21 protein-coding genes are annotated in these 21,775 nt (G+C 60.5%); 10 read left to right on the forward strand and 11 right to left on the reverse strand.

The annotated features are described in order from the left end of the window. Nucleotides 1–8: 8 nt before the first annotated feature. From CFE47_RS12425 to rpoS, 8 genes are all read left to right on the forward strand, one after another. Nucleotides 9–1,121 (forward strand): S-(hydroxymethyl)glutathione dehydrogenase/class III alcohol dehydrogenase, encoded by a 1,113-nt coding sequence (locus CFE47_RS12425; protein WP_110623477.1) that lies wholly within the window; start codon nt 9–11, stop codon nt 1,119–1,121. A gap of 8 nt (nt 1,122–1,129) precedes the next feature. Continuing rightward, nucleotides 1,130–1,975 carry an S-formylglutathione hydrolase gene (gene fghA, locus CFE47_RS12430; protein ID WP_135308371.1) on the forward strand — a complete coding sequence of 282 codons (846 nt, stop codon included), beginning with the start codon at nt 1,130–1,132 and terminating at the stop codon, nt 1,973–1,975. A 54-nt stretch (nt 1,976–2,029) separates the two neighbouring features. Beyond that, nucleotides 2,030–2,503 (forward strand): 2-C-methyl-D-erythritol 2,4-cyclodiphosphate synthase, encoded by a 474-nt coding sequence (ispF, locus tag CFE47_RS12435; RefSeq protein ID WP_012722614.1) that lies wholly within the window; start codon nt 2,030–2,032, stop codon nt 2,501–2,503. Next, entirely contained in the window at nt 2,500–3,558 is a 1,059-nt protein-coding gene (gene truD / locus CFE47_RS12440; RefSeq protein ID WP_286837395.1) for a tRNA pseudouridine(13) synthase TruD, read from the forward strand. The genes ispF and truD overlap by 4 nt, the downstream gene beginning before the upstream one ends. Beyond that, entirely contained in the window at nt 3,546–4,295 is a 750-nt protein-coding gene (surE, locus tag CFE47_RS12445) for a 5'/3'-nucleotidase SurE (protein ID WP_286837397.1), read from the forward strand. Before truD ends, surE begins: the two co-directional genes overlap by 13 nt. 41 nt (nt 4,296–4,336) lie before the next feature. Then, on the forward strand, nt 4,337–4,972 hold the full coding sequence (locus CFE47_RS12450; protein ID WP_177325361.1) for a protein-L-isoaspartate(D-aspartate) O-methyltransferase: 636 nt from the start codon (nt 4,337–4,339) through the stop codon (nt 4,970–4,972). A 209-nt stretch (nt 4,973–5,181) separates the two neighbouring features. Further along, nucleotides 5,182–6,018 carry a peptidoglycan DD-metalloendopeptidase family protein gene (locus tag CFE47_RS12455; RefSeq protein ID WP_286837399.1) on the forward strand — a complete coding sequence of 279 codons (837 nt, stop codon included), beginning with the start codon at nt 5,182–5,184 and terminating at the stop codon, nt 6,016–6,018. A 105-nt stretch (nt 6,019–6,123) separates the two neighbouring features. Next, nucleotides 6,124–7,128, forward strand: a complete 1,005-nt coding sequence (gene rpoS, locus CFE47_RS12460; protein ID WP_025855149.1) for an RNA polymerase sigma factor RpoS — start codon at nt 6,124–6,126, stop codon at nt 7,126–7,128. A 223-nt stretch (nt 7,129–7,351) separates the two neighbouring features. Here rpoS and CFE47_RS12465 read toward each other — a convergent pair whose 3' ends face one another. After that, entirely contained in the window at nt 7,352–7,561 is a 210-nt protein-coding gene (locus tag CFE47_RS12465) for a cold-shock protein (RefSeq protein WP_002554837.1), read from the reverse strand. A 400-nt stretch (nt 7,562–7,961) separates the two neighbouring features. Here CFE47_RS12465 and dcd point away from each other — a divergent pair, with 400 nt between their 5' ends. Together dcd and CFE47_RS12475 are read left to right on the forward strand one after the other, a co-directional pair. Beyond that, nucleotides 7,962–8,528, forward strand: coding sequence for a dCTP deaminase (dcd, locus tag CFE47_RS12470; protein ID WP_010212421.1), 567 nt, complete (start codon nt 7,962–7,964; stop codon nt 8,526–8,528). Nucleotides 8,529–8,635: 107 nt separating this feature from the next. Then, on the forward strand, nt 8,636–8,833 hold the full coding sequence (locus CFE47_RS12475) for a hypothetical protein (RefSeq protein WP_065886112.1): 198 nt from the start codon (nt 8,636–8,638) through the stop codon (nt 8,831–8,833). Between the two features lie 3 nt (nt 8,834–8,836). Here the strand turns inward: CFE47_RS12475 and pdeM are convergent, their stop codons facing one another. The 10 genes from pdeM to CFE47_RS12525 form a co-directional block, all read right to left on the reverse strand. After that, entirely contained in the window at nt 8,837–9,487 is a 651-nt protein-coding gene (gene pdeM / locus CFE47_RS12480) for a ligase-associated DNA damage response endonuclease PdeM (protein ID WP_286837403.1), read from the reverse strand. Further along, complete coding sequence (locus tag CFE47_RS12485; protein WP_286837405.1) at nt 9,487–11,967, reverse strand: ligase-associated DNA damage response DEXH box helicase; 2,481 nt, start codon at nt 11,965–11,967, stop codon at nt 9,487–9,489. The genes pdeM and CFE47_RS12485 overlap by 1 nt, the downstream gene beginning before the upstream one ends. 54 nt (nt 11,968–12,021) lie before the next feature. Then, entirely contained in the window at nt 12,022–12,786 is a 765-nt protein-coding gene (locus CFE47_RS12490; protein ID WP_286837407.1) for an ABC transporter ATP-binding protein, read from the reverse strand. 13 nt (nt 12,787–12,799) lie between these two features. After that, entirely contained in the window at nt 12,800–13,918 is a 1,119-nt protein-coding gene (locus tag CFE47_RS12495; RefSeq protein WP_286837409.1) for a succinylglutamate desuccinylase/aspartoacylase family protein, read from the reverse strand. Nucleotides 13,919–13,927: 9 nt separating this feature from the next. Further along, entirely contained in the window at nt 13,928–14,638 is a 711-nt protein-coding gene (locus CFE47_RS12500) for an ABC transporter permease (protein WP_185707345.1), read from the reverse strand. Further along, entirely contained in the window at nt 14,635–15,363 is a 729-nt protein-coding gene (locus tag CFE47_RS12505; protein WP_185707343.1) for an ABC transporter permease, read from the reverse strand. The genes CFE47_RS12500 and CFE47_RS12505 overlap by 4 nt, the downstream gene beginning before the upstream one ends. Before the next feature lie 61 nt (nt 15,364–15,424). Continuing rightward, nucleotides 15,425–16,204 (reverse strand): transporter substrate-binding domain-containing protein, encoded by a 780-nt coding sequence (locus tag CFE47_RS12510; protein ID WP_286837412.1) that lies wholly within the window; start codon nt 16,202–16,204, stop codon nt 15,425–15,427. Between the two features lie 310 nt (nt 16,205–16,514). Next, a complete protein-coding gene (locus CFE47_RS12515; protein ID WP_286837414.1) occupies nt 16,515–18,149 on the reverse strand; it encodes an ATP-dependent DNA ligase in 1,635 nt (544 codons plus the stop codon). Next, nucleotides 18,146–19,150, reverse strand: a complete 1,005-nt coding sequence (locus CFE47_RS12520) for a ligase-associated DNA damage response exonuclease (RefSeq protein ID WP_286837415.1) — start codon at nt 19,148–19,150, stop codon at nt 18,146–18,148. The genes CFE47_RS12515 and CFE47_RS12520 overlap by 4 nt, the downstream gene beginning before the upstream one ends. Nucleotides 19,151–19,331: 181 nt before the next feature. Continuing rightward, a complete protein-coding gene (locus tag CFE47_RS12525) occupies nt 19,332–21,773 on the reverse strand; it encodes a penicillin acylase family protein (RefSeq protein ID WP_286837418.1) in 2,442 nt (813 codons plus the stop codon). Between the last annotated feature and the right edge of the window lie 2 nt (nt 21,774–21,775).

The raw sequence follows: 21,775 nt of genomic DNA on the forward strand, positions 1-21,775 counted from the left end.
AAACCCGGATGATCAAGTCCCGCGCCGCCGTAGCCTTCGAAGCCAAAAAGCCCCTCGAAATCGTTGAAGTGGATGTCGCCATGCCCAAAGCTGGCGAAGTGCTGTTGCGCGTGGTCGCATCCGGCGTGTGCCATACCGACGCCTACACGCTGTCGGGCGCCGATCCGGAAGGTATCTTCCCGTCGATCCTTGGCCATGAAGGCGGTGCGGTGGTTGAGGCCATCGGCGAGGGCGTGACATCGGTAGCTGTTGGCGACCACGTGATCCCGCTGTACACCCCGGAATGTGGCAAGTGCAAATTCTGCCTGTCGGGCAAGACCAACCTGTGCCAGGCCATTCGTTCCACCCAGGGCAAAGGCCTGATGCCGGATGGCACCACGCGTTTTTCCTACAAAGGCCAGCCGATTTTCCACTACATGGGCACCTCGACCTTCTCCGAGTACACCGTGCTGCCGGAAATTTCCGTGGCCAAGATTCCCAAAGAAGCGCCGCTGGAAAAGGTCTGCCTGTTGGGCTGTGGCGTCACCACTGGTATCGGTGCGGTAATCAACACCGCCAAGGTCAAGCCAGGTGACACCGTGGCCATCTTCGGCCTGGGCGGTATCGGCCTGTCGGCGGTGATTGGCGCGGTCAAGGCCAAGGCGGGTCGCATCATCGCCATCGACATCAACCCGGCCAAGTTCGAAATCGCCAAGCAACTGGGCGCGACCGACTGCATCAACCCGAAAGACTACGACCGCCCAATTCAAGATGTGATTGTCGATTTGACTGACGGCGGCGTGGACTTTTCCTTCGAATGCATCGGCAACGTACAACTGATGCGTGCTGCCCTTGAGTGCTGCCACAAAGGTTGGGGTGAGTCGGTGATCATCGGCGTGGCTGGCGCTGGCCAGGAAATTTCCACACGCCCATTCCAGTTGGTGACCGGTCGCGTCTGGCGCGGTTCGGCCTTCGGTGGCGTGCGCGGTCGCAGCGAATTGCCAAGCTACGTGGAAATGGCCCAGACCGGCGAAATCCCGCTGGACACCTTCATCACCCATACCATGGGCCTGGAAGACATCAACAAAGCGTTTGACCTGATGCATGAAGGCAAGAGCATTCGTACAGTCATCCACTTCTGAGGTCGGCCATGAGTCTGGAAAACCTGTCGTGCCAGAAGAGCTTCGGCGGCTGGCATAAACGCTACAAGCATCATTCCGATGTGCTCGGTTGCGACATGACCTTCGCCGTCTATCTGCCGCCGCAAGCGGAGCAGGGCGGCAAGTTGCCGGTGTTGTACTGGCTGTCCGGACTGACGTGCACCGACGAAAACTTCATGCAAAAGGCCGGTGCCCAGCGCATGGCCGCCGAACTGGGGCTGATTATCGTCGCGCCGGACACCAGTCCACGCGGCCCCGGCGTGCCGGGCGACCCGGACAACGCTTGGGATTTTGGCCTGGGCGCGGGCTTTTACCTCAATGCCACCCAGGAACCCTGGGCCAAGCATTATCGGATGCATGACTACGTGGTGCAGGAATTGCCGGCGTTGGTTGAAGCGCATTTCCCGGCTTCGGACAAGCGCGGCATCAGTGGCCATTCCATGGGCGGCCATGGCGCATTGGTGTGTGCCTTGCGCAACCCTGGGCGCTATCTGTCGGTGTCGGCGTTTTCGCCGATCAACAACCCCATGGATTGCCCGTGGGGCCAGAAAGCCTTCTCCCGTTACCTGGGGGAAGAGCGCTCCAAATGGCGCGAATGGGACGCCTGCGTGCTGATCAGCGAGGCCTCGGAAAAGCTGCCATTGCTGGTAGACCAAGGCGATCGCGATGATTTCCTTGCCGTGCAACTCAAGCCTGAGGCCTTGCAACAAGCTGCGAAGGCGGCCGGTCATCCGTTGGAACTGCGCCTGCAACCCGGTTATGACCACAGCTACTTCTTCATCGCCAGCTTCATCGAAGACCATTTGCGTCATCACGGGCGTGCTTTGCTCGGTTAATGTGAGGCAAAAGTAGGTAGAATCACGCCCTGAATTAAATCGGGGCGTTTTTTTATGCGTATTGGCCATGGCTACGATGTGCACCGTTTCGCTGAAGGCGATTTCATCACCTTGGGCGGCGTGCGTATTGCGCACCACCATGGGTTGCTGGCTCATTCCGACGGCGACGTTGTGTTGCATGCCTTGAGCGATGCCTTGCTCGGCGCGGCGGCGTTGGGTGATATCGGCAAGCACTTTCCAGACACCGATCCGACCTTCAAGGGGGCGGACAGTCGTGTACTGCTGCGCCATGTGGTCGGCTTGATCCATGCCAAGGGCTGGAAGGTCGGCAACGTTGATAACACCATCGTGGCCCAGGCGCCGAAAATGGCGCCCCACATCGAATCGATGCGCGCGTTGATTGCCGCGGATCTGCAAATTGAGTTGGATCAAGTGAACGTGAAAGCCACTACCACTGAAAAGCTTGGGTTTACCGGTCGTGAAGAGGGCATCGCGGTGCACTCCGTTGCCTTGTTGCTGCGCGCATGAATGACCTGCAATTGCTAGGCCCTCGGGCCTACGGCGAAGCCTTGGGCAGCGCGGTACTGAAAGCCACGGCTGAAGATTTCCAGGTCGATGAAGTGCTCGATATCCCGCTGACCGGCGAGGGTGAGCACCTGTGGTTGTGGGTGGAAAAGCGTGGCCTGAACACCGAGGAGGCCGCACGGCGTATCGCAAAGGCCGCCGGTGTGCCGTTGCGTACCGTCAGCTATGCCGGGCTGAAGGATCGCCAGGCGTTGACCCGCCAGTGGTTCAGCGTGCAACTGCCGGGCAAGGCCGACCCAGACATGAGTGCGGCGGAAAACGAAACGCTCAAGATCCTCAAGACTGCCCGCCACAAGCGCAAACTGCAGCGAGGTGCGCATTCGGCCAACGGTTTCACCTTGCGCCTGACTCAGTTCACCGGTGATACCGCCGCCATCGACGCGCGGTTGCAACTGATTGCACAACACGGCATTCCGAATTACTTCGGTGCCCAGCGGTTTGGCCACAACGGTGGCAACGTCGTTGATGCCCGTGAGTGGGCTGCGCGCAAGGCCTTGCCGGAGCAGCGCAATGTGCGTTCGCGGCTGCTGTCAACCGCGCGCAGCTTCCTGTTTAACAAGGTGCTGGCGGCGCGTGTTGCCGACGGTTCCTGGCAGCGCGCCCAGGTCGGCGACCTGCTGGCGTTTACCGACAGTCGCAGTTTTTTTCCGGCGGGGGAGGCTGAGTGCAGCGACCCGCGCCTGGCGATCCTGGACCTGCATCCGACCGGGCCACAGTGGGGCGAGGGTGACTCGCCGGCCACAGGTGCAACCCATGAGTTGGAACAAGCGGTTGCTGCCGGTGAAGCCGACCTGCGCGATTGGCTGGTGAATGCCGGCATGAGCCAGGAACGTCGCATTCTGCGACTGCCCATTGGCGGGTTGACGTGGCATTATCCCGGTCCTGACATTCTGCAATTGGAATTCGTCCTGCCGGCCGGATGCTTCGCCACTGTCTTGGTGCGCGAGCTTGTTGATCTGGTGCCGGTGGGGCAGACGGACAGCCCATGCGTATTCTGATATCAAACGATGACGGTGCCACCGCACCCGGTCTTGCCGCGCTCTATGCCGCGCTGCAGGATTACGCCGAGTGCGTGGTGGTTGCCCCCGACCAGGACAAAAGCGGCGCCAGCAGTTCGCTGACGCTCGACCGTCCCCTGCACCCGCAGGTTCTGGCCAATGGCTTTATCAGCGTGAACGGTACCCCCACCGACTGCGTGCACCTGGCAATCAACAGTTTGTTGGATCAGGAGCCGGACTTGGTAGTCTCGGGCATCAACCTGGGTGCAAACCTTGGGGATGATGTGCTGTATTCCGGCACCGTCGCGGCGGCTCTCGAAGGGCGCTTCCTCGGGCGTACTTCGTTCGCCTTTTCGTTGGCTTCGCGCCAATTGGACAACCTGCCCACTGCCGCCTACTTCGCGCGCAAGCTGGTGGAGGCCCATGGCTCCCTGGACCTGCCGCCGCGCACGGTACTCAACGTCAATATTCCCAACCTGCCTCTCGACCATATTCGCGGTATCCAACTGACCCGCTTGGGCCATCGTGCTCGTGCTGCGGCTCCGTTGAAGGTGGTCGACCCGCGTGGCAAGGAAGGCTATTGGATCGCCGCAGCGGGCGATGCCGAAGACGGCGGCCCAGGCACGGACTTTCATGCGGTGATGCAAGGTTATGTTTCGATTACCCCGCTGCAACTTGATCGCACCTTCAGTGATGCCTTCAGTAGTCTCGATGGCTGGCTGGAGGCTTTGAACTGATGGCTCGTGAACAAGACGACCTGCTGCGCCGGGGTATCGGGATGACCTCCCAGCGCACCCGCGAGCGTCTGATCCAGCGCTTGTACGAAGAGGGGCTGTCCAACGCCCAGGTGCTGGAAGTGATCCGGCGCACCCCTAGGCACCTGTTTGTCGATGAAGCCCTGGCCCACCGTGCGTATGAAGATACGGCGCTGCCCATTGGCCACAACCAGACTATTTCCCAGCCTTACATGGTGGCGCGCATGAGCGAGCTGCTGTTGGCGGCGGGCCCGTTGGACAAGGTGCTGGAGATCGGCACGGGCTCTGGCTACCAGACAGCGGTGTTGTCGCAACTGGTGGAGCGGGTGTTCTCGGTGGAGCGCATCAAGGTTCTGCAGGACCGAGCCAAGGAGCGCCTGGCGGAGTTGAACCTGCGCAATGTGGTGTTCCGTTGGGGCGATGGCTGGGAGGGTTGGCCGGCGCTGGCACCTTATAACGGCATCATCGTTACCGCAGTGGCCACCGATGTACCGCAAGCGTTGCTCGATCAACTGGCGCCTGGCGGGCGGTTGGTCATCCCGGTGGGCTCCGGCGAAGTGCAACAATTGATGCTCATTATTCGTGAGGACGAAGGTTTTTCACGGCATGTACTCGGCGCGGTGCGCTTCGTACCGTTGCTCAATGGCCCGCTGGCCTGATCATTTGTTCGTCGGCAGTGAATTCTGTTGGCGGGGATGTGTCTTACAGCGGGGTTTATAGAGTCAACATGATGAGTGCGCTGGTTTAAGCACGATGAATTTTTCGTTTCAGTCGTGTGCCGGTAAAACTCCAATGCCCAGTTATACTTGCGTCATATTTCAAGCCTGATACAGGCATTCATGTTCAGCCACCACAAAGGGAGCGGCGGGTGAGTCTCACAGGTCTTGCGCAGCGTATGAGTAAAACAAGCTTTCAGCGACTGGTGCTTGGCCTTGTCTTGAGTTCCCTGTTGGCCGCGTGCTCCAGCACGTCAAGCAATGGCGCACGGGTGGTTGATCGCAATAATGCCGTGCCGCAAAAGCCGACAGTGACCACTGGGCAATATGTGGTACGCAAGGGCGATACGATGTTCTCGATCGCCTTCCGTTATGGTTGGGATTACAAGGCGCTTGCAGCCCGTAACAATATTCCTGTGCCATACACGATACATCCGGGTCAGACGATTCGCTTTGACGGCCGCACCGGTTCAACGCCTACCACGGTGGTGACAAACACCGCTTCTTCACCGTCGTCTTCGAGCAAAACGACCATCATCACAAGGCCAGCAGGCACTGCCTCGCCAACGATTGCGAGCAAGCCCGCGCCGGCCCCTATGCCCCCTGCAGGGCCTGCTCCGACGGGCTGGGGATGGCCTTCGAACGGCGTACTGATTGGAAAATTCTCTTCAAACGGTAGTTTGAATAAAGGCATTGATATCGCCGGAGATTTGGGACAGCCTGTTTTAGCTGCGTCTGATGGGACAGTGGTGTACGCCGGGAGTGGTTTACGGGGCTACGGCGAGCTGGTCATCATCAAACACAGCGATACCTACGTCAGTGCTTACGGCCACAACCGTAGGCTGTTGGTTCGGGAGGGGCAGCAGGTCAAAGTCGGACAGACAATTGCCGAAATGGGGTCAACTGGTACAGACCGGGTGAAACTGCACTTTGAGATTCGCCGTCAAGGGAAGCCTGTAGACCCGCTGCAATTCCTACCCCGTCGTTGATATGTTGCCAGCCTGTTCCCTCACGTAGAAGGAACAGGCTCAAGCGTTGCCAAGGATAAAGGCGTCGCTAGAGCTTGAGGTCGAACTCACCAAAGGACTATAACAATGGCTCTCAGTAAAGAAGCGCCGGAGTTTGACATCGACGATGAGGTTCTCCTTATGGAGACCGGCATTGCTACGGAATCGATGTCGAATGAGGGACCTGCTGTACCTTCAGTTCGCACCAAGTCCAAGAACTCCACCGCGTTAAAGCAACACAAGTACATTGACTACACACGGGCGCTCGACGCGACCCAGCTGTACCTCAATGAAATCGGCTTTTCCCCTCTGCTTACTCCCGAAGAAGAAGTCCATTTTGCGCGTTTGTCGCAGAAGGGCGATCCGGCTGGGCGCAAGCGCATGATTGAAAGCAACCTGCGCCTGGTGGTGAAAATCGCCCGACGCTATGTCAATCGTGGGCTGTCGCTACTGGACCTGATCGAGGAGGGCAACCTGGGCTTGATCCGGGCGGTGGAGAAGTTCGACCCTGAGCGGGGCTTCCGCTTTTCAACCTATGCCACCTGGTGGATTCGCCAGACCATCGAACGGGCGATCATGAATCAGACCCGTACGATTCGTTTGCCGATCCATGTGGTCAAGGAGCTCAACGTCTACCTGCGGGCGGCGCGTGAGCTTACTCAAAAACTCGATCATGAACCTTCGCCCGAAGAAATCGCCAACCTGCTGGAAAAGCCGGTAGGGGAGGTCAAGCGCATGCTTGGCCTGAACGAGCGGGTGTCTTCGGTCGATGTCTCGCTGGGTCCGGATTCGGATAAAACCCTGTTGGACACCCTGACGGATGATCGCCCTACAGATCCCTGTGAGCTGTTGCAGGACGATGATCTTTCCCAAAGCATTGACCAGTGGCTGTCTGAGCTCACGGACAAGCAGCGCGAGGTGGTGATTCGCCGCTTCGGCCTGCGTGGCCACGAGAGCAGCACCCTGGAGGACGTAGGCCTGGAGATCGGCCTGACCCGTGAGCGGGTGCGGCAGATCCAGGTAGAAGGGCTCAAGCGCCTGCGTGAGATCCTGGAGAAGAATGGCTTGTCGAGTGAGTCGTTGTTTCAATAACGATTTGCTGTGAAGAAAGTGTGGGAGCTGGGCTTGTGTGGGAGCTGGCTTGCCTGCGATAGCATCACCTCGGTGTAACTGATACACCGAGGCGTTAGCATCGCAGGCAAGCCAGCTCCCACATAAAGCTTTGCTCCCACATTTTTTGTGCCTGCTACCAAATTCCAGGCATAAAAAAACCCCGCTTTTAAGGGCGGGGTCTTTTCGACTAAGTCAGTACAAGTTAGATAACTTGAACTTCTTCAGCTTGCATGCCTTTCTGACCGCGGGTAGCGATGAAAGAAACCTGTTGGCCTTCTTTCAGGCTTTTGAAGCCGTCGGATTGGATAGCTTTGAAGTGAACGAACAGGTCGTCACCGGATTGTGGAGTGATGAAGCCGAAGCCTTTTTCATCGTTGAACCACTTAACGGTACCAGTTTGGCGATTAGACATGGTGTATCTCCTTGGACAAAGTTAACTGCGACTCAGGAAAAGCCCTGGCCGAGACTGAGTGCAAAGAGCAGGAAAAATTCTTGGAGATGGTTGGATCGAAATTCAACATATCGTGTAGAGATTCTCAGTGACACAAGCAGCACAGTGGCGCCACCTTAACCCTTTTTCCGGAACGTGCCAATGGTATTTCCGAAGGTTTCTCCATTTTCGTGACTGGCGGTGGTATTTACAGTCACCAGGCGTGGCAATACGGACGCCGGCCCCGCTGGCTGCGGCTTTAGCTGCAGCACCTGCTGCCGAGACATTCATCAACAAAAGTCCCGTGGCCTTTGAACCCCAGCGCCGGCCCCGGTAAGATGCCCCACAGAATTTTTTCACCTCGCTATTCAGGACACCCGCCATGAGCATCAAATCGGATAAGTGGATTCGCCGCATGGCGCAAGAGCACGGCATGATCGAACCGTTCGTCGAGCGGCAGATCCGTGGCCAGGGCGATGCCCCGGTGATTTCTTATGGTGTTTCCAGCTACGGTTACGACGTGCGCTGCGCCGATGAATTCAAGGTGTTCACCAACATCAACTCGGCGATCGTCGACCCCAAGAACTTCGACGAAAAGAGCTTCGTCGACGTCAAGAGCGACGTCTGCATTATTCCTCCCAACTCGTTCGCCCTGGCACGCACCGTGGAGTTCTTTCGTATTCCCCGTGACGTGCTGACCATCTGCCTGGGTAAAAGCACCTACGCGCGCTGCGGCATCATCGTCAACGTGACGCCGCTGGAGCCGGAGTGGGAAGGCCACGTGACCCTGGAATTCTCCAACACCACCACCTTGCCGGCGAAGATCTACGCCAACGAAGGCGTGGCGCAGATGCTGTTCCTGCAGTCCGACGAAGCCTGCGAAGTGTCGTACAAAGACCGTGCAGGCAAGTATCAGGGCCAGCGCGGCGTCACTCTCCCACGCGCTTGATCGAAAGGTCTTACACGTAAAGGGAATTTGTCTGCGGGAAGTGACTCTATTGGGTGTACTGCCTCGGCGCGTGCAAAACGCGTCGAGCAACGCTTGAGGAGTACTTCATGAAGATCAACCCGCGAATCAGCGCCGAACTTGCCCGACTTGAACCCAACCAGATTGGCGTTCTGGCCTGGTCCCTGATGGCCGATCCCGCTTACGCGGGCGGCATTCCCGGCCAGCCCGAGCCGGATTACCCCCAGCCTACCGAACCCGGTGAGCCGACGTTGCCGGACGAGCCACCTCCCGCACCTGTCGCCTGATCTCTAGCCCACTGGCCAGACTTCATGATCGCCAATCACAAAGATTCGGCGGTCATTGTCCTGTTGCACCGCATATCCACCTGTAAACGCGCCAAATGCAGGCAGCAGGCTGAGTCGCGTGCCGATCTGGAAACACGGCAGGCGCAAGCTCTGCCGGCCCTTGCCGCGCAAGCGATACACCGGATGCACATGCCCCGCTAGTACGTGGTGGCTGGTATGAGCGTCTGGTTCGTGCTGCAAGGCAAAGGGGCCCATCAACAGCGGCTCTGCAACCACCTCAATGTTCAGGTCCAGCGGTGGGTCGCCCGCGCGTTTATCGTGATTGCCGCGAATCAGGGTCAGGCGTAGCCCCGCACGACGCTCGCGCCAGGCCCGCAAGGCGCTTAAGGTGCCGCTGGCGTGAGAGCCGGGGCCGTGCAGGAAATCCCCGAGAAATATCACGTGCTCGCATGCATGCGCCGACAACAGCCGGTCCAGTCGCTCCAAGTTGGCAGTGGTGGTCCCCTGCGGTACCGGTTGCCCCAGGCTGCGATAAGCCGAAGCCTTGCCAAAATGCGCATCAGCAATCAACAGGCAGCGGCGCACTGGCCAGTACACTGCCTTTTCCGCCAGCAACCACAGTTCTTCACCCTCAAGCAGCAGTGAGCAATGCATCAGCGCTTCCCGTTATCCGCGACTTTTTCCAGGTCCTTGACCATCCGCGCAATGCGCTCCGAGAGTTTTTCCGAACTCATGCTTTCGCGCATCCGCTCCACCAGCAGTGGGAAGGCCAGGGGGGTGGGCCGTTCGATCAGGTGCAGGTCCAGCGTCAGTGCCGACAGATGGCGCAATGTCTCTTCCAGCCGACGAATATCCAACTCATCTCGCAGGACTTCTTCCCCTGCCTGGGTGAGCAAGAGGTTCTGCGGGTCATATTGTTTGAACACCTCGAAGAACAAGCCGCTGGATGCCTGCACCTGCCGAGTGCTCTTCGGCGCCCCTGGGTAGCCGGCAAACACCAGCCCGGCAATGCGTGCGATCTCGCGAAAACGACGCAGCGCCAGTTCCCCGGCATTCAAGCTGGCCGCAACGTCATGCAGTAAATGTTCAGGGCTGAGCAGCGCATCGTCCAGCAGCGCAGGCCAATCCAACTCGGTGGCGCTCAACAACTCCAGACCGTAATCGTTGACCGCAATCGAAAAGGTCACGGCGTGCTGCTGACTGACCCGCCATGCCAGCAGGCTAGCCAGCCCCAAGTGCACCTGGCGCCCAGCGAAAGGGTAGAGGAACAGGTGCCAGCCCTCTCGTGACTTCAACGCTTCTGCCAGCAAGTGCGACCTTGTCGGCAAGCCGGACCAGCGCAACTGTGTCTGCAATAGCGGTTGCACCGCCCGCATCTCCGGGCCGTCAAAGTGCCCGTGCGCCGCCGCATCAAAACGCTCGACGACCGCCTGCGCCAATTCATTGGAAAGCGGCATGCGCCCGCCATTCCAGCGCGGCACGGCGGCTTTTTTAGCGGTGCTGCGGCGTACGTAGGCGGTCATGTTTTCCACGCGCACTAGCTCCAGCAAACGTCCGGCAAACAGAAAACCGTCACCCGGCTTGAGCCGCGCGATAAACCCTTCCTCGACACTGCCCAGGTTCTTGCCGCCGCCGCCCTTGCTCCAGAATTTCAGTTGAATACTCGCATCACTGACGATGGTGCCCACGCTCATCCGATGGCGACGCGCCAACCGCGCATCGGGCACGCGCCAGATGCCGTGTTCGTCTGGCTCTACGCGCCGGTAATCGGGGTAAGCGGTCAGGGACAAACCGCCATGGCGCACAAACCCCAGGGCCCAGGCCCACTCTTCATCTGTCAGGTCGCGGTACGCCCAGGCCTCGCGTACTTCCGCCAGCAGCGCATCCGGTGTAAACCCGCCGCCCAGCGCCATGCTCACCAGATGCTGTACGAGAACGTCCAGCGGCTTGTGAGGCGATTCTCGCGCTTCGATGCGCCGCTGGGCGATCGCATCCTGCGCCGCCGCAGCTTCCACCAACTCCAGGCTATGGGTCGGCACCAGCGTCACCCGCGATGGTCGCCCAGGCGCATGCCCCGAGCGCCCGGCGCGTTGCATCAGGCGCGCCACGCCTTTGGCCGAACCGATCTGCAGTACACGCTCCACCGGCAAAAAATCCACCCCCAGGTCCAGGCTCGACGTACACACCACGGCCTTGAGTTGACCGTCTTTCAAGGCCCGCTCCACCCAGTCGCGGGTTTCCCGCGACAGCGATCCATGGTGCAGGGCAATCACACCGGCCCAATCGGGACGCGCGTCGAGCAGCGCTTGATACCAGATTTCCGACTGTGCCCGCGTATTGGTGAACACCAGGCAACTGCTGCTGGCGTCCACCTCGGCCACCACTTGCGGCAGCATCTTCAAGCCGATATGCCCGGCCCAGGGAAAACGCTCGGCAACCGGTGGCAGCAAGGTGTCGACCCGCAGTTCCTTGGCGGTTTGCCCCTGTACATTGATCCCGTCACCGTGTGGGACCAAGACGTCCAAGGCGTGGGATTGATTGCCCAGTGTCGCTGAAATGCCCCACACCATCAGTTCCGGATGCCAGCGCCGCAGCCGTGCCAATGCCAGTTGCAACTGCACGCCACGTTTGTTGCCGATCAGCTCGTGCCATTCATCCACCACCACCATGCGCAGGTGCGCCAGGCTCGCTTCGCTGTCGGCGCGGGCGAGCATCAGCGTCAGGCTTTCCGGGGTGGTCACCAGTGCCGTGGGCTGGCGGCGGGTCTGGCGCGCACGCTCGCTGCTGCTGGTATCGCCGGTGCGCAGGCCGATGCTCCAGGGAATCTGCAAGGCCGCAAGCGGCGCTTCCAGGGCGCGCGCGGTGTCGGCGGCGAGGGCGCGCATGGGCGTAATCCACAGCACGGTCAGCGGTTCGGCAGGCGGTTTGCGTTTACCGACAGCGGGCGCGCGGGTAAGGGCGAAACGATTGAGGGCGGCAAACCACAAGGCGTAGGTTTTACCCGCACCGGTGCTCGCATGCAGTAACCCCGACTGGCCCGTTTTGACGGCGGCCCAGACGGCTTTTTGAAAGGCGAATGGCTTCCACCCTTTGGCGGCAAACCAGGGTTTGGCGAAATCGATGGGTTTTGCCACGCGGCTGACACTCTGGAAGGCTTAATCCACAGACCTTCCAGAGTGGGCAAAGGTTTACTTCAAATTGCCACTCAGGAACTGCTGCAGGCGCTCACTCTTGGGGTTGCCCAGCACCTCCTCCGGCGCACCTTGCTCTTCCACCAGCCCCTGGTGCAGGAACAGCACCTGGCTCGACACTTTGCGTGCAAAGCTCATCTCGTGAGTCACCATGATCATGGTGCGGCCTTCCTCGGCCAGGCCCTGGATCACCTTGAGTACTTCGCCCACCAGCTCCGGGTCGAGGGCCGAGGTGGGTTCGTCGAACAGCATCACCTCAGGCTCCATCGCCAACGCGCGGGCGATGGCCACCCGTTGCTGCTGCCCGCCAGAGAGAAACGCCGGGTATTGGTCGGCCACGCGCGCAGGTAGACCCACTTTGTCCAGGTAGCGACGGGCACGGTCTTCGGCGTCTTTCTTGCTGCAGCCCAGCACCCGGCGCGGCGCCATGGTGATGTTCTCCAGCACACTCATGTGGCTCCACAGGTTGAAGTGCTGGAACACCATCGCCAGCCGCGTGCGCAGGCGTTGCAGCTCGGCATCATCGGCCACGCGCATGCCGTGGCGGTCGCTGACCATGCGGATCGGCTGACCATCCAGGGTCATGGCGCCGTCGTTGGGGGTTTCCAGGAAGTTGATGCAACGCAAAAACGTGCTTTTGCCCGAGCCGCTGGCGCCGATCAGGCTGATCACATCACCGGTCTTGGCCTTGAGCGAGACGCCTTTGAGCACCTCATTGTCGCCATAGCTTTTATGCAGGCCTTCAACGGTCAATTTGTACATGGGGCGTGCATCCTCAAGGCGAAAGTAGATAGCCGCTGCGGTAGGCCTCGGTGCCTGCGACATGGGCGATGACCATCCCGGCAGTGGCCATGCGGCGTAGCGAACGGGCGTAAAGCAGGCCGGCCTTCTGGCAGTGCACAGGCGTTACGCGGTCGGAAATGGGGTCGATGATTTCGGCGATCAGTTGCCCGGCCTCCAGGTATTCCCCGGGCAAGGCGCTGAACACCAGCAGGCCGCCCACCGGTGTGGCAACCGGTTCAACCCCTGCCAGCGGTGTGGCCGGGTAGGGCAGCTCGGGCAGCGGCGCGGCGTCGCCAGCTATGGCGCCGAAATGGATCAGGTAGTCGATGATCGCCTGGCAATCGAGGGCGGCCAGGCCGTGATTGACGTCGCCTTGGCCGCGCAACTCGACGGTCACCGAAAAACTGCCCATGGGAATCGGGAAGCGCTCGCCGAAGCGTTGCTGCAATTGCCACCACACCAAGGTGAAACATTCATCGAAGGATTGCCCGCCGGAATCGGTCGCGAGCAAGTTCGCCTCCGAGCCGATATAGCGTGCCAGCGGTTCCACCTGTGGCCAGGCCTCGGGCGTGGTGTACAGGTGTGCCACGGCTTCGAAGTCGCAATGCAGGTCCAGCACCATGTCCGCATCGCAAGCCAGGCGTTGCAGCACCAGGCGTTGGGATTGCAATTGGGTGCTGGCGGTTTGTTCGGCCAGGGCGGCGCAGAGTGCGTCGCGGATCAGATCGACGTTATGCAGGGGATCGTCGCCGAGCAAGCTCTCGACCTGGTCACCTACCGCGTTACTGAGGTCGACAAACAGGCGATTGAAGTTCTGCCCGCTCTCCAACTCATAGCGGCCCAGCGGGATGTCCATCAATACCTGTTCCAGGCCCACCGGGTTGGCGATGGGCACCAGTACGATCTCACTGCGCAGGCGTCCGGCCGCGGCTAGCTCCGCCAGACGCACCTTCAAGTGCCACGCCACCAGCATGCCCGGCAGCTCATCGGCATGCAGCGACGACTGGATGTAGATCTTGCCTGCGGCCCGCTCCGGGCCGAAGTGGAAACTGTGGATCTGCCGCGCCGTTCCTGGCACCGGCGCGATCAGTTCATGCACCTGATGACGCATACACGCTCCTTAGTGGCTCGGCCCGAGAAAGGCCAGCCAGCGGCGCTCTGCCAGGCGAAACAGGCCGACCAACGCAAAGGTCACGGTCAGATAGATCAGCGCAGCGATGCCGAATGATTGGAAGGTCATATAAGTGGCCGAGTTGGCATCCCGCGCCACTTTGAGAATGTCGGGCACCGTCGCGGTAAAGGCCACGGTGGTCGAGTGCAGCATCAGGATCACTTCGTTGCTGTAGTACGGCAGCGAGCGCCGAAGGGCCGACGGCATGATCACGTAGGCATACAGCTTCCAGCCGCTGAGGCCGTAGGCTTTTGCGGCTTCGACTTCGCCGTGGGCCATGCTGCGGATCGCCCCGGCGAAAATCTCCGTGGTGTAGGCGCACGTGTTCAGGGCGAAGGCCAGGATCGTGCAGTTCATCGCATCGCGAAAGAACGCGTCCAGCATCGGCTGCTCGCGCACCGCCGCGATGCTGTAGATCCCGGTGTAGCAGATCAGCAGCTGGATATAGAGCGGCGTCCCCCGAAACAGGTAGGTGTAGAACTGCACCGGCCAGCGCACCGCACGGTTGCGCGAGACGCGCGCGATGGACAACGGGATCGATACCAGGAACCCGATGACCAACGAGGCACTGAGCAGCCACATTGTCATGGCCAGCCCGGTGATGTGCTGGCCGTCGCTATAAAGGAAGGGCCGCCAGTATTGCTGAAGAAGTTCGATCATCGTACGGCCTCCCGACACCCGGCGGAGTAGCGACGTTCAAGCCTGCGCAGGACGAAGTTGGAGGCACTGGTGATCAACAGGTAGATAAACGCAGCCACCACCAGGAAATAGAACAGCTGATACGTGCTCTTGCCCGCGTCCTGGGCAGCCTTGACCAAGTCTGCCAGGCCGATGATCGACACCAGCGCCGTGGCCTTGAGCATGACCATCCAGTTATTGCCGATACCCGGCAGGGCAAAGCGCATCATCTGCGGGAACGTCACGTAGCGAAACCGCTGGCCGCGCTTAAGCCCGTAGGCGGTAGCAGCTTCCAGCTGGCCACGGGGCACGGCGAGTATCGCGCCGCGAAACGTCTCGGTGAAATAGGCACCGTAGATAAAGCCCAGGGTGATCACCCCGGCGCTGAATGGGTCGATCTCGATGTAGTCCCATTCCATGAAGTCGGTTAAACCGGTCAGCCAGATCTGCAGGCTGTAAAAAATCAGCAGCATCAGCACCAGGTCGGGCACGCCGCGAATCAAGGTGGTGTAGAGCTGGGCGGGGATGCGCAATACGCGCACGCTGGACAATTTGGCGCTGGCACCGAGCAGGCCCAGCAGCACGCTGACGGCCAAGGAAGCGACCGACAGCTTGACGGTCATCCACGTACCTTGCAGCAACAGTGGACCGAACCCCTTCAAGCTGAAAGCACCCAGCCCCAGGGTTTGCAAAAGATCTTCAAACATGAATTCAGGACCTGATGGCAATAAAAAAGCGCCCACTGCAAAAAAAGTGGGCGCCAGGGTGTTATTTACCGCTGTACAGGTTCAGGTCGCCGAAGTGTTTCTTCTGGATGGTGGCGTAGGTGCCATCATCGTGTAACGCTTTGATACCTTTATCGAGCAAGGCCTTGAGGTCTTTGTTACCTTTTTTGATACCGACCGCCGTTTTCGAAGGCAGCAACGGGTCGTCGATGGCCTTGCTGACTTCGTAGTCAGCGCCGGCTGGCGACTTCAAGAAACCCAGTTCTGCCTGCAGCATGTCTTGCACCGAAGCGTCCAGACGGCCCGAAGTCAGGTCAGCGTAGACCTGGTCCTGGTTGGCGTACGCCTTGGTGGTCACACCGGCCTTGTCCAGCACAGCCTTGGCGTAGGCTTCCTGGATGGTGCCTTGTTCGTAGCCCACGGACTTGCCCTTGAGGGATTCAGGCGTGGAGTAGTTCGCGCCTTTTTTGAACACCAGGGACGTCGGGCCGGAGAACAGCTCGCTGGAGAAGTCGATGGCCTTTTCACGGGCTTCGGTCACGGTCATCGAGGAAATCACACCGTCGAACTTGTTGGCGTTGAGCCCAGGAATCATGCCGTCGAAGTCGCTTTCGACCCACTTGCACTTGACCTTCAGCTCGGCACAGATGGCATTGCCCAGGTCGATATCGAAGCCCACCAGGCTGCCGTCGGCGGCTTTGGATTCAAACGGTGCGTAGGACGGATCGACACCAAAACGCAGTTCCTTGTATTCCTTGGCCAGCGCGGAACCTGCGGCCATGCACAGAGCCAGTGCAGAAAGGGTCAGCAATGCTTTTTTCATTATGTAATCCCTGGAAACCAAGATAAGCGCTTGTGGCGCGTTTAGGACTGTTACTGAACGGTGTCAGACGCAACACAAGTAGCAATTTCTGCACCATAGTTCCGAATGGTCGTTTTAAAAGGTGGGAATAGGGAGACCTGAGTGTAGGAGATGCCCGAAAGTGGGCACTAAAAATTCAGTGCACTATTTTGGGTCTGGCGAGGTTCAAAATGTGGGAGCGGGCTTGCTCGCGAATACGGTGTATCAGTCGCAGATCAGTTAACTGACACACCGCATTCGCGAGCAAGCCCGCTCCCACAGGGGATATGTGTCAGGTCAGGAGGTCCTGCAGCGTGGCGAGACTGTCCGCTTCCTCCACCGCTTTATCTTGCCGCCACCGCAACATCCGTGGAAACCGCACCGCAATCCCACTCTTATGCCGCTTGGACAGGGCAATCCCTTCGAACCCCAGTTCAAACACCATGCTGGGCGTCACGCTGCTGACCGGGCCGAATTTCTCCACCGTGGTCTTGCGCACAATGGCGTCGACCTTGCGCATTTCTTCGTCGGTGAGCCCGGAATACGCCTTGGCAAACGGCACCAACGTTCGCTCGCTGCCAGGCGGTCCGTCCCACACGGCGAAGGTGTAGTCGCTGTAGAGGCTGGCGCGCCGACCATGCCCGCGTTGGGCGTAGATCAAGACGGCATCGACGCTGAACGGGTCGACCTTCCACTTCCACCACAGACCCATGTCCTTGGTCCGGCCCACGCCATACAGGCCTTGGCGATTCTTGAGCATCATGCCTTCCACGCCGAGGCTGCGGGACGCCTCACGCTGTTCGGCCAGGTCTTGCCAGGTGGCGCCCGTCAACAATGGTGAGGCGCGCAGCACAGGCTGATTGCATTGAGTTATTACCTGCTCAAGTTGGGCGCGGCGTTCGGCCTGGGTGTGGTTGCGCCAATCATCGCCCTGATGTTCCAGCAGGTCGTAGGCGAGGACCGCCACGGGTGCGTCCTCGAGGACTTTTTTACTCAACGTCTTGCGACCGATGCGCTGTTGCAGCAAGGCGAAGGGTTGCACTGCGTTTTTCCACACCACGATTTCACCGTCGATCACCGTGCCATCCGGCAGGCCGCTCACCAGGCCGTGGAGTTCGGGGAATCGCTCGGTGACCAGTTCTTCGCCGCGTGACCAGACCCACAGGCGACCTTCGCGTTTGACCAGTTGCGCACGGATGCCGTCCCACTTCCACTCCACTTGCCAGTCGGCGGGGGAACCGAGCAGGGTGTCGAATTGCTCCAGCGGTTGCGCCAATCCGTGGGCAAGAAAAAATGGATAAGGCTGACCGCCGCGTTGCGCGTGTTCGTCGGACGATTCGGCAGCGATCAGCTTGAGGTACCCCTCAGCCGTAGGGCGATTGGACAAATCCGTGTAGCCCACCAGCCGTTGCGCCACGCGTTTACTGTCCAGGTCGGCGAGGGCGGCGAGAGCGCGGGTGACCAGCAATTTGGACACGCCGACGCGAAAGCTACCGGTGATCAACTTGATGCACACCATCAGGCTTGGTTGATCCAGTTGCGCCCATAACGCGGGCAGGCGTTCAGCCAACTCCAGGGGCGGCAGGCCACGCAGCGGCAGCAGTTTTTCTTCCAGCCACACCGCGAGGCCATCCTGGGAGGTGTAGGGATAGTCCGGTAGCAGCAGCGAAATGGTCTCGGCCAGGTCGCCCACGGATTGATAGCTTTCTTCAAACAACCACGGCTCGATTGCGGCCGCTTCGGTGGCCATATCCCGCAGCAGTCGGCTCGGCACCAGTTGCCGAGGCCGACCACCGGAGAGAAAGTACACCGCCCACGCGGCATCTTCCGGCGGGGCTTGGCGAAAGTAGGCCTGCAAGGCCGCGAGCTTGGCGTTGCTGGAGGTGGTGGCGTCGAGGTTGGCGTACAGCTCGGCGAACGCTTTCATACGCTGGCCTCTTCTTCGTCATCGCCGTATTCGGTAGAAAAGCCTTGGGCATCCAGGCCTTTTTCCCGCAGGTGGCGCACCAGTACGCCGACAGAACCGTGGGTCACCATCACCCGTTCGGCACCGGTTTGTTCGATGGCCCACAACAGCCCGGGCCAGTCGGCGTGGTCTGACAGTACAAAGCCCCGGTCAACGCCGCGCCGCCGGCGCGTGCCACGCAGGCGCATCCAACCGCTGGCAAAGGCATCGCTGTAGTCACCGAAGCGCTTGATCCAACTGCTGCCGCCGGCGGAGGGCGGGGCGATGATCAGGGCGTGGCGCAGTAGCGGGTCGGTCTTTTGGAAGTCCCCGGCGTAGAGGGTTTCCGGGATGTAGATACCGGCTTCGCGGTAGACGCGGTTCAACGGCTCTACCGCGCCGTGGCTGAGGATCGGGCCGATGCTGGCGTCGATGCCATGCAGGATCCGTTGAGCCTTACCAAAGGAATAACAGAACAACACGCTGGCCTTGCCGGCGGCGATATTGGCCTGCCACCAATCGTTGATTCCGGCAAAGACCTGCGCCTGGGGCTGCCAACGGTAGATTGGCAGGCCGAACGTCGACTCGGTGATAAAGGTATGGCAACGCACCGGCTCAAAGGGTGCGCAGGTGCCATCGGGCTCCACCTTGTAGTCGCCGGATGCAACCCAGACTTCGCCCCGATATTCCAGGCGCACCTGGGCCGAACCGAGCACATGCCCGGCGGGATGGAAACTCAGGGTGACGCCGTGATGGTCCAGCCGTTCGCCGTAGGCCAGGGTTTGCAGGTTGATGTCCTGGCCCAGGCGTGAGCGCAGGATGCCTTCGCCGGGGGCGGCGGCCAGGTAGTGCTGGTTGCCGGTACGGGCGTGGTCGCCGTGGGCATGGGTGATGACTGCCCGCTCCACTGGACGCCAGGGGTCGATATAGAAGTCGCCGGCGGCGCAGTAGATGCCTTCGGGGCGGGCGATGACAAGGTCCATGGGCGGTGCCGGGGGCGATGGGCTTATCAGGTAGGAGGAGAGGGTGGGGGGAGAAGTTCTATTGGATTACGCACGATCAAATGTGGGAGCTGGCTTGCCTGCGATGGCGATCTGTCAGTTGATGCACCGTTGACTGATAGACCGTCATCGCAGGCAAGCCAGCTCCCACATTTAGATCGGGTTATTTACCGGGAGTCAGGGTGAGCCTGGTCTTCCCGTACACCTTCTCAAAGTTCTGCGGCTGCATCGGGAAGCTCAGGTATTGCGCCTTGAGCGACGGGTCGATGCCATTGGCATAGTTCGGGCTGGCCGGGTTGCCGGACTGGCCGATACCGCCTTGGCCCATCATCGGTTCCAGTTGGCCAAAATCGACAATCATGCGCAACGCCGGTACTTGGCTCGTGTTGAAATCCTGGCCCCAGCTATACGGCGCCGGGTTCAAGGTGTTGTGGTCGCCACCACTGGCCAACGGGCCGCGAATCACTTGGCCGTTGATGTTTTTCCAGGTGGTGCTGTGCAACTTGCCCCACTGCCAGGCCTTGCGATCGGCGCCCAGTTGGCTGTCGCCAGCGGTGATTGCTGCCGCCAGGGTGCGGGCGAGGATCGCCGGTTTGTCTTCTTTCTGCGGGGTACGTGTGTCGTCCCAGAACGGGCTGTCTTCGCGGCCCAGCAGGTGGTCGGCGGTGGCCGAGTAGGACAGGCTGGCAGTGCTGACAAACGCCTTCCAGCTGGCGCTGTTTTCCGGGCCGAGCTTGTCGAGGAAGATCTGCTTGGCGCTTTCCTGCAGGAACAGTTCGTAGAGTGCGGCGTCGGCGGACGTCGACACCAGGCGACCGTCGAAGGCCATCAGGCGGCTCAGTGCCTCGCGTGCCTTGGTCTGCTCGGCGGCCGGCAGCGCATCGATCGCCTGTTTCAACGGCTGGGCCATGCCCGGCGACTGGAACATGGTCTTGAGCTTGGCAGCGAAGGTGGTGGTCTGGTCGTACTGCATGGCGATCATGCTGCGGCTGTCATGCTTACCGGCATTGGCCAGTTGCGCCAGGCGCTCGCTGCGCTCCGGTGCATCCCACGAATTGGACAACTGCATGCCATAACCGCGCGGAGCGGTGCGCTGGTTGGCGGTGCCGATCCAGCCTTGTGGCGGGTCCTGGTCATACGGGTGCAGCATCGCGTCGGCGTAGCCGTCCCAGTCAAAGCGCGCATCCCAGCCTGGCGAGGGCAGCAGGCCTTCGCCTTCGCGGCGGTTGGGGAAGCGGCCGGTGACTTGCCAGCCAATGTTGCTGGCGTCGGCGAAGATCATGTTCAAGGCGATGGCGCGGATCTCGCGGGTGGCGTCCGAGGCCTTGCCAGCGTTTTGCGCGCGGGACAGGTCGAAGAACGCGTCCAGGCTCTTGTCGTCCTTGAAGTCGGCGGTTTGCAGGGCCAGGCCGAAACCGCTGGTCAGCGCCTGGCTGCTGTTAAGCAGGGCGCCGTGACGAGTTTCGTACACCACTTCGCGGATCGAGCGCTGGCCTTTGATGAAGAAGGTTTCGTTACGCACGCCGGCGTGTAGCCATTTGCCGTTGTTCTCGTAGTACAGCGCGCTGCCTTGGCGTTTGACCTTCTCCAGGAACAGGTCCTGGGTGTCGCCTTTGACGGTGCTCATGCTCCACGCGACTTTGCCGTTGAAGCCAGACAACAGGGTCGGCAAGCCGGCAATCGAGGCACCAACGGCCTGGTATTTCGGCGCGCGAATCTGCACGTAGCTCCACGGCGACGGCGCTTGCGGCTGGGCAGCGAGGTCACTGGCCAGCAGGCTTTTGCCGCTGCGGCTGCGTTGCGGGCCAATCGCCCAGTTGCTCGACGTGGTGACGGCCAACGCGTTGAGGCTGCTCAGTTGCTGGCTGACGGTGTCCAACCCAGCAAGGCCGGTGATCTGGCTCAGGTTCACGCCTTTGAGTTTTTCGGCCTCGGCCAGTGGGATGGCTTCATCCGGCGCGCTCGGTGTGAGCCAGGCGAGTTTGTCGACGCCGACCTTTTGCGCCAGCACCAGCGAGGAAATTTCTTCCTGCAGGTTGGCCGACTCGCTGAAATTCAGCAGGCAGAACAGCAGCGCCGAATCTTCTGGCTTCCAGTATTCCGGCTTGTAGCCAGTCTGGGCCAGGTCTGGCGGCAGCTTGTCGCGGTAGCGGAACAGGTAGGCGTTGACGCCACGCGCATACACTTCGAAGAAGCGCTTGAGGCGCGGCGACGAGGCGTTATACAACTCGCCAGCGCTTTTTTTCAGGTTGACCGCACGCATGAAACGGTCGACATCCAGCACCTCGGGCCCGGACATTTCCGCCAGGCGGCCCTGGGCGAGCAGGCGCAGGGTGACCATCTGGGTGATGCGATCACTGGCGTGCACGTAACCGAGGCTGAACAGCGCGTCGTGGAAGGTATTACTTTCGATCAGCGGCATGCCCTGGGCATTGCGGCGCACCGACACGTTTTGTGCCAAGCCTTTGATCGGCTGCACGCCGGCAACCGGCGGCAGGGTGTCCTGGGTGCTCTGGAGCTGGCAACCGGCCAGGCTTAACGCACTGGCCACTGCCGCGGCAACGCCGAACCGGGGAAGAAAATGTGAGAGGGCTGGCGAGGCCATGG

Origin of the sequence: Pseudomonas sp. PGPPP1, from assembly GCF_002255865.1 — a bacterium.
Classification (GTDB): domain Bacteria; phylum Pseudomonadota; class Gammaproteobacteria; order Pseudomonadales; family Pseudomonadaceae; genus Aquipseudomonas; species Aquipseudomonas cremoris.

What these genes read in the sequence shown, in the direction of transcription:
- CFE47_RS12500 (WP_185707345.1), bottom strand. Translation starts at nt 14,638, where the DNA reads ATGATCGAACTTCTTCAGCAATACTGGCGGCCCTTCCTTTATAGCGAC.
- CFE47_RS12525 (WP_286837418.1), bottom strand. Translation starts at nt 21,773, where the DNA reads ATGGCCTCGCCAGCCCTCTCACATTTTCTTCCCCGGTTCGGCGTTGCC.
- rpoS (WP_025855149.1), top strand. Translation starts at nt 6,124, where the DNA reads ATGGCTCTCAGTAAAGAAGCGCCGGAGTTTGACATCGACGATGAGGTT.
- CFE47_RS12505 (WP_185707343.1), bottom strand. Translation starts at nt 15,363, where the DNA reads ATGTTTGAAGATCTTTTGCAAACCCTGGGGCTGGGTGCTTTCAGCTTG.
- CFE47_RS12475 (WP_065886112.1), top strand. Translation starts at nt 8,636, where the DNA reads ATGAAGATCAACCCGCGAATCAGCGCCGAACTTGCCCGACTTGAACCC.
- surE (WP_286837397.1), top strand. Translation starts at nt 3,546, where the DNA reads ATGCGTATTCTGATATCAAACGATGACGGTGCCACCGCACCCGGTCTT.
- pdeM (WP_286837403.1), bottom strand. Translation starts at nt 9,487, where the DNA reads ATGCATTGCTCACTGCTGCTTGAGGGTGAAGAACTGTGGTTGCTGGCG.
- CFE47_RS12465 (WP_002554837.1), bottom strand. Translation starts at nt 7,561, where the DNA reads ATGTCTAATCGCCAAACTGGTACCGTTAAGTGGTTCAACGATGAAAAA.
- CFE47_RS12425 (WP_110623477.1), top strand. Translation starts at nt 9, where the DNA reads ATGATCAAGTCCCGCGCCGCCGTAGCCTTCGAAGCCAAAAAGCCCCTC.
- ispF (WP_012722614.1), top strand. Translation starts at nt 2,030, where the DNA reads ATGCGTATTGGCCATGGCTACGATGTGCACCGTTTCGCTGAAGGCGAT.
- CFE47_RS12520 (WP_286837415.1), bottom strand. Translation starts at nt 19,150, where the DNA reads ATGGACCTTGTCATCGCCCGCCCCGAAGGCATCTACTGCGCCGCCGGC.
- CFE47_RS12495 (WP_286837409.1), bottom strand. Translation starts at nt 13,918, where the DNA reads ATGCGTCATCAGGTGCATGAACTGATCGCGCCGGTGCCAGGAACGGCG.
- CFE47_RS12510 (WP_286837412.1), bottom strand. Translation starts at nt 16,204, where the DNA reads ATGAAAAAAGCATTGCTGACCCTTTCTGCACTGGCTCTGTGCATGGCC.
- CFE47_RS12450 (WP_177325361.1), top strand. Translation starts at nt 4,337, where the DNA reads ATGACCTCCCAGCGCACCCGCGAGCGTCTGATCCAGCGCTTGTACGAA.
- dcd (WP_010212421.1), top strand. Translation starts at nt 7,962, where the DNA reads ATGAGCATCAAATCGGATAAGTGGATTCGCCGCATGGCGCAAGAGCAC.
- CFE47_RS12490 (WP_286837407.1), bottom strand. Translation starts at nt 12,786, where the DNA reads ATGTACAAATTGACCGTTGAAGGCCTGCATAAAAGCTATGGCGACAAT.
- CFE47_RS12515 (WP_286837414.1), bottom strand. Translation starts at nt 18,149, where the DNA reads ATGAAAGCGTTCGCCGAGCTGTACGCCAACCTCGACGCCACCACCTCC.
- fghA (WP_135308371.1), top strand. Translation starts at nt 1,130, where the DNA reads ATGAGTCTGGAAAACCTGTCGTGCCAGAAGAGCTTCGGCGGCTGGCAT.
- truD (WP_286837395.1), top strand. Translation starts at nt 2,500, where the DNA reads ATGAATGACCTGCAATTGCTAGGCCCTCGGGCCTACGGCGAAGCCTTG.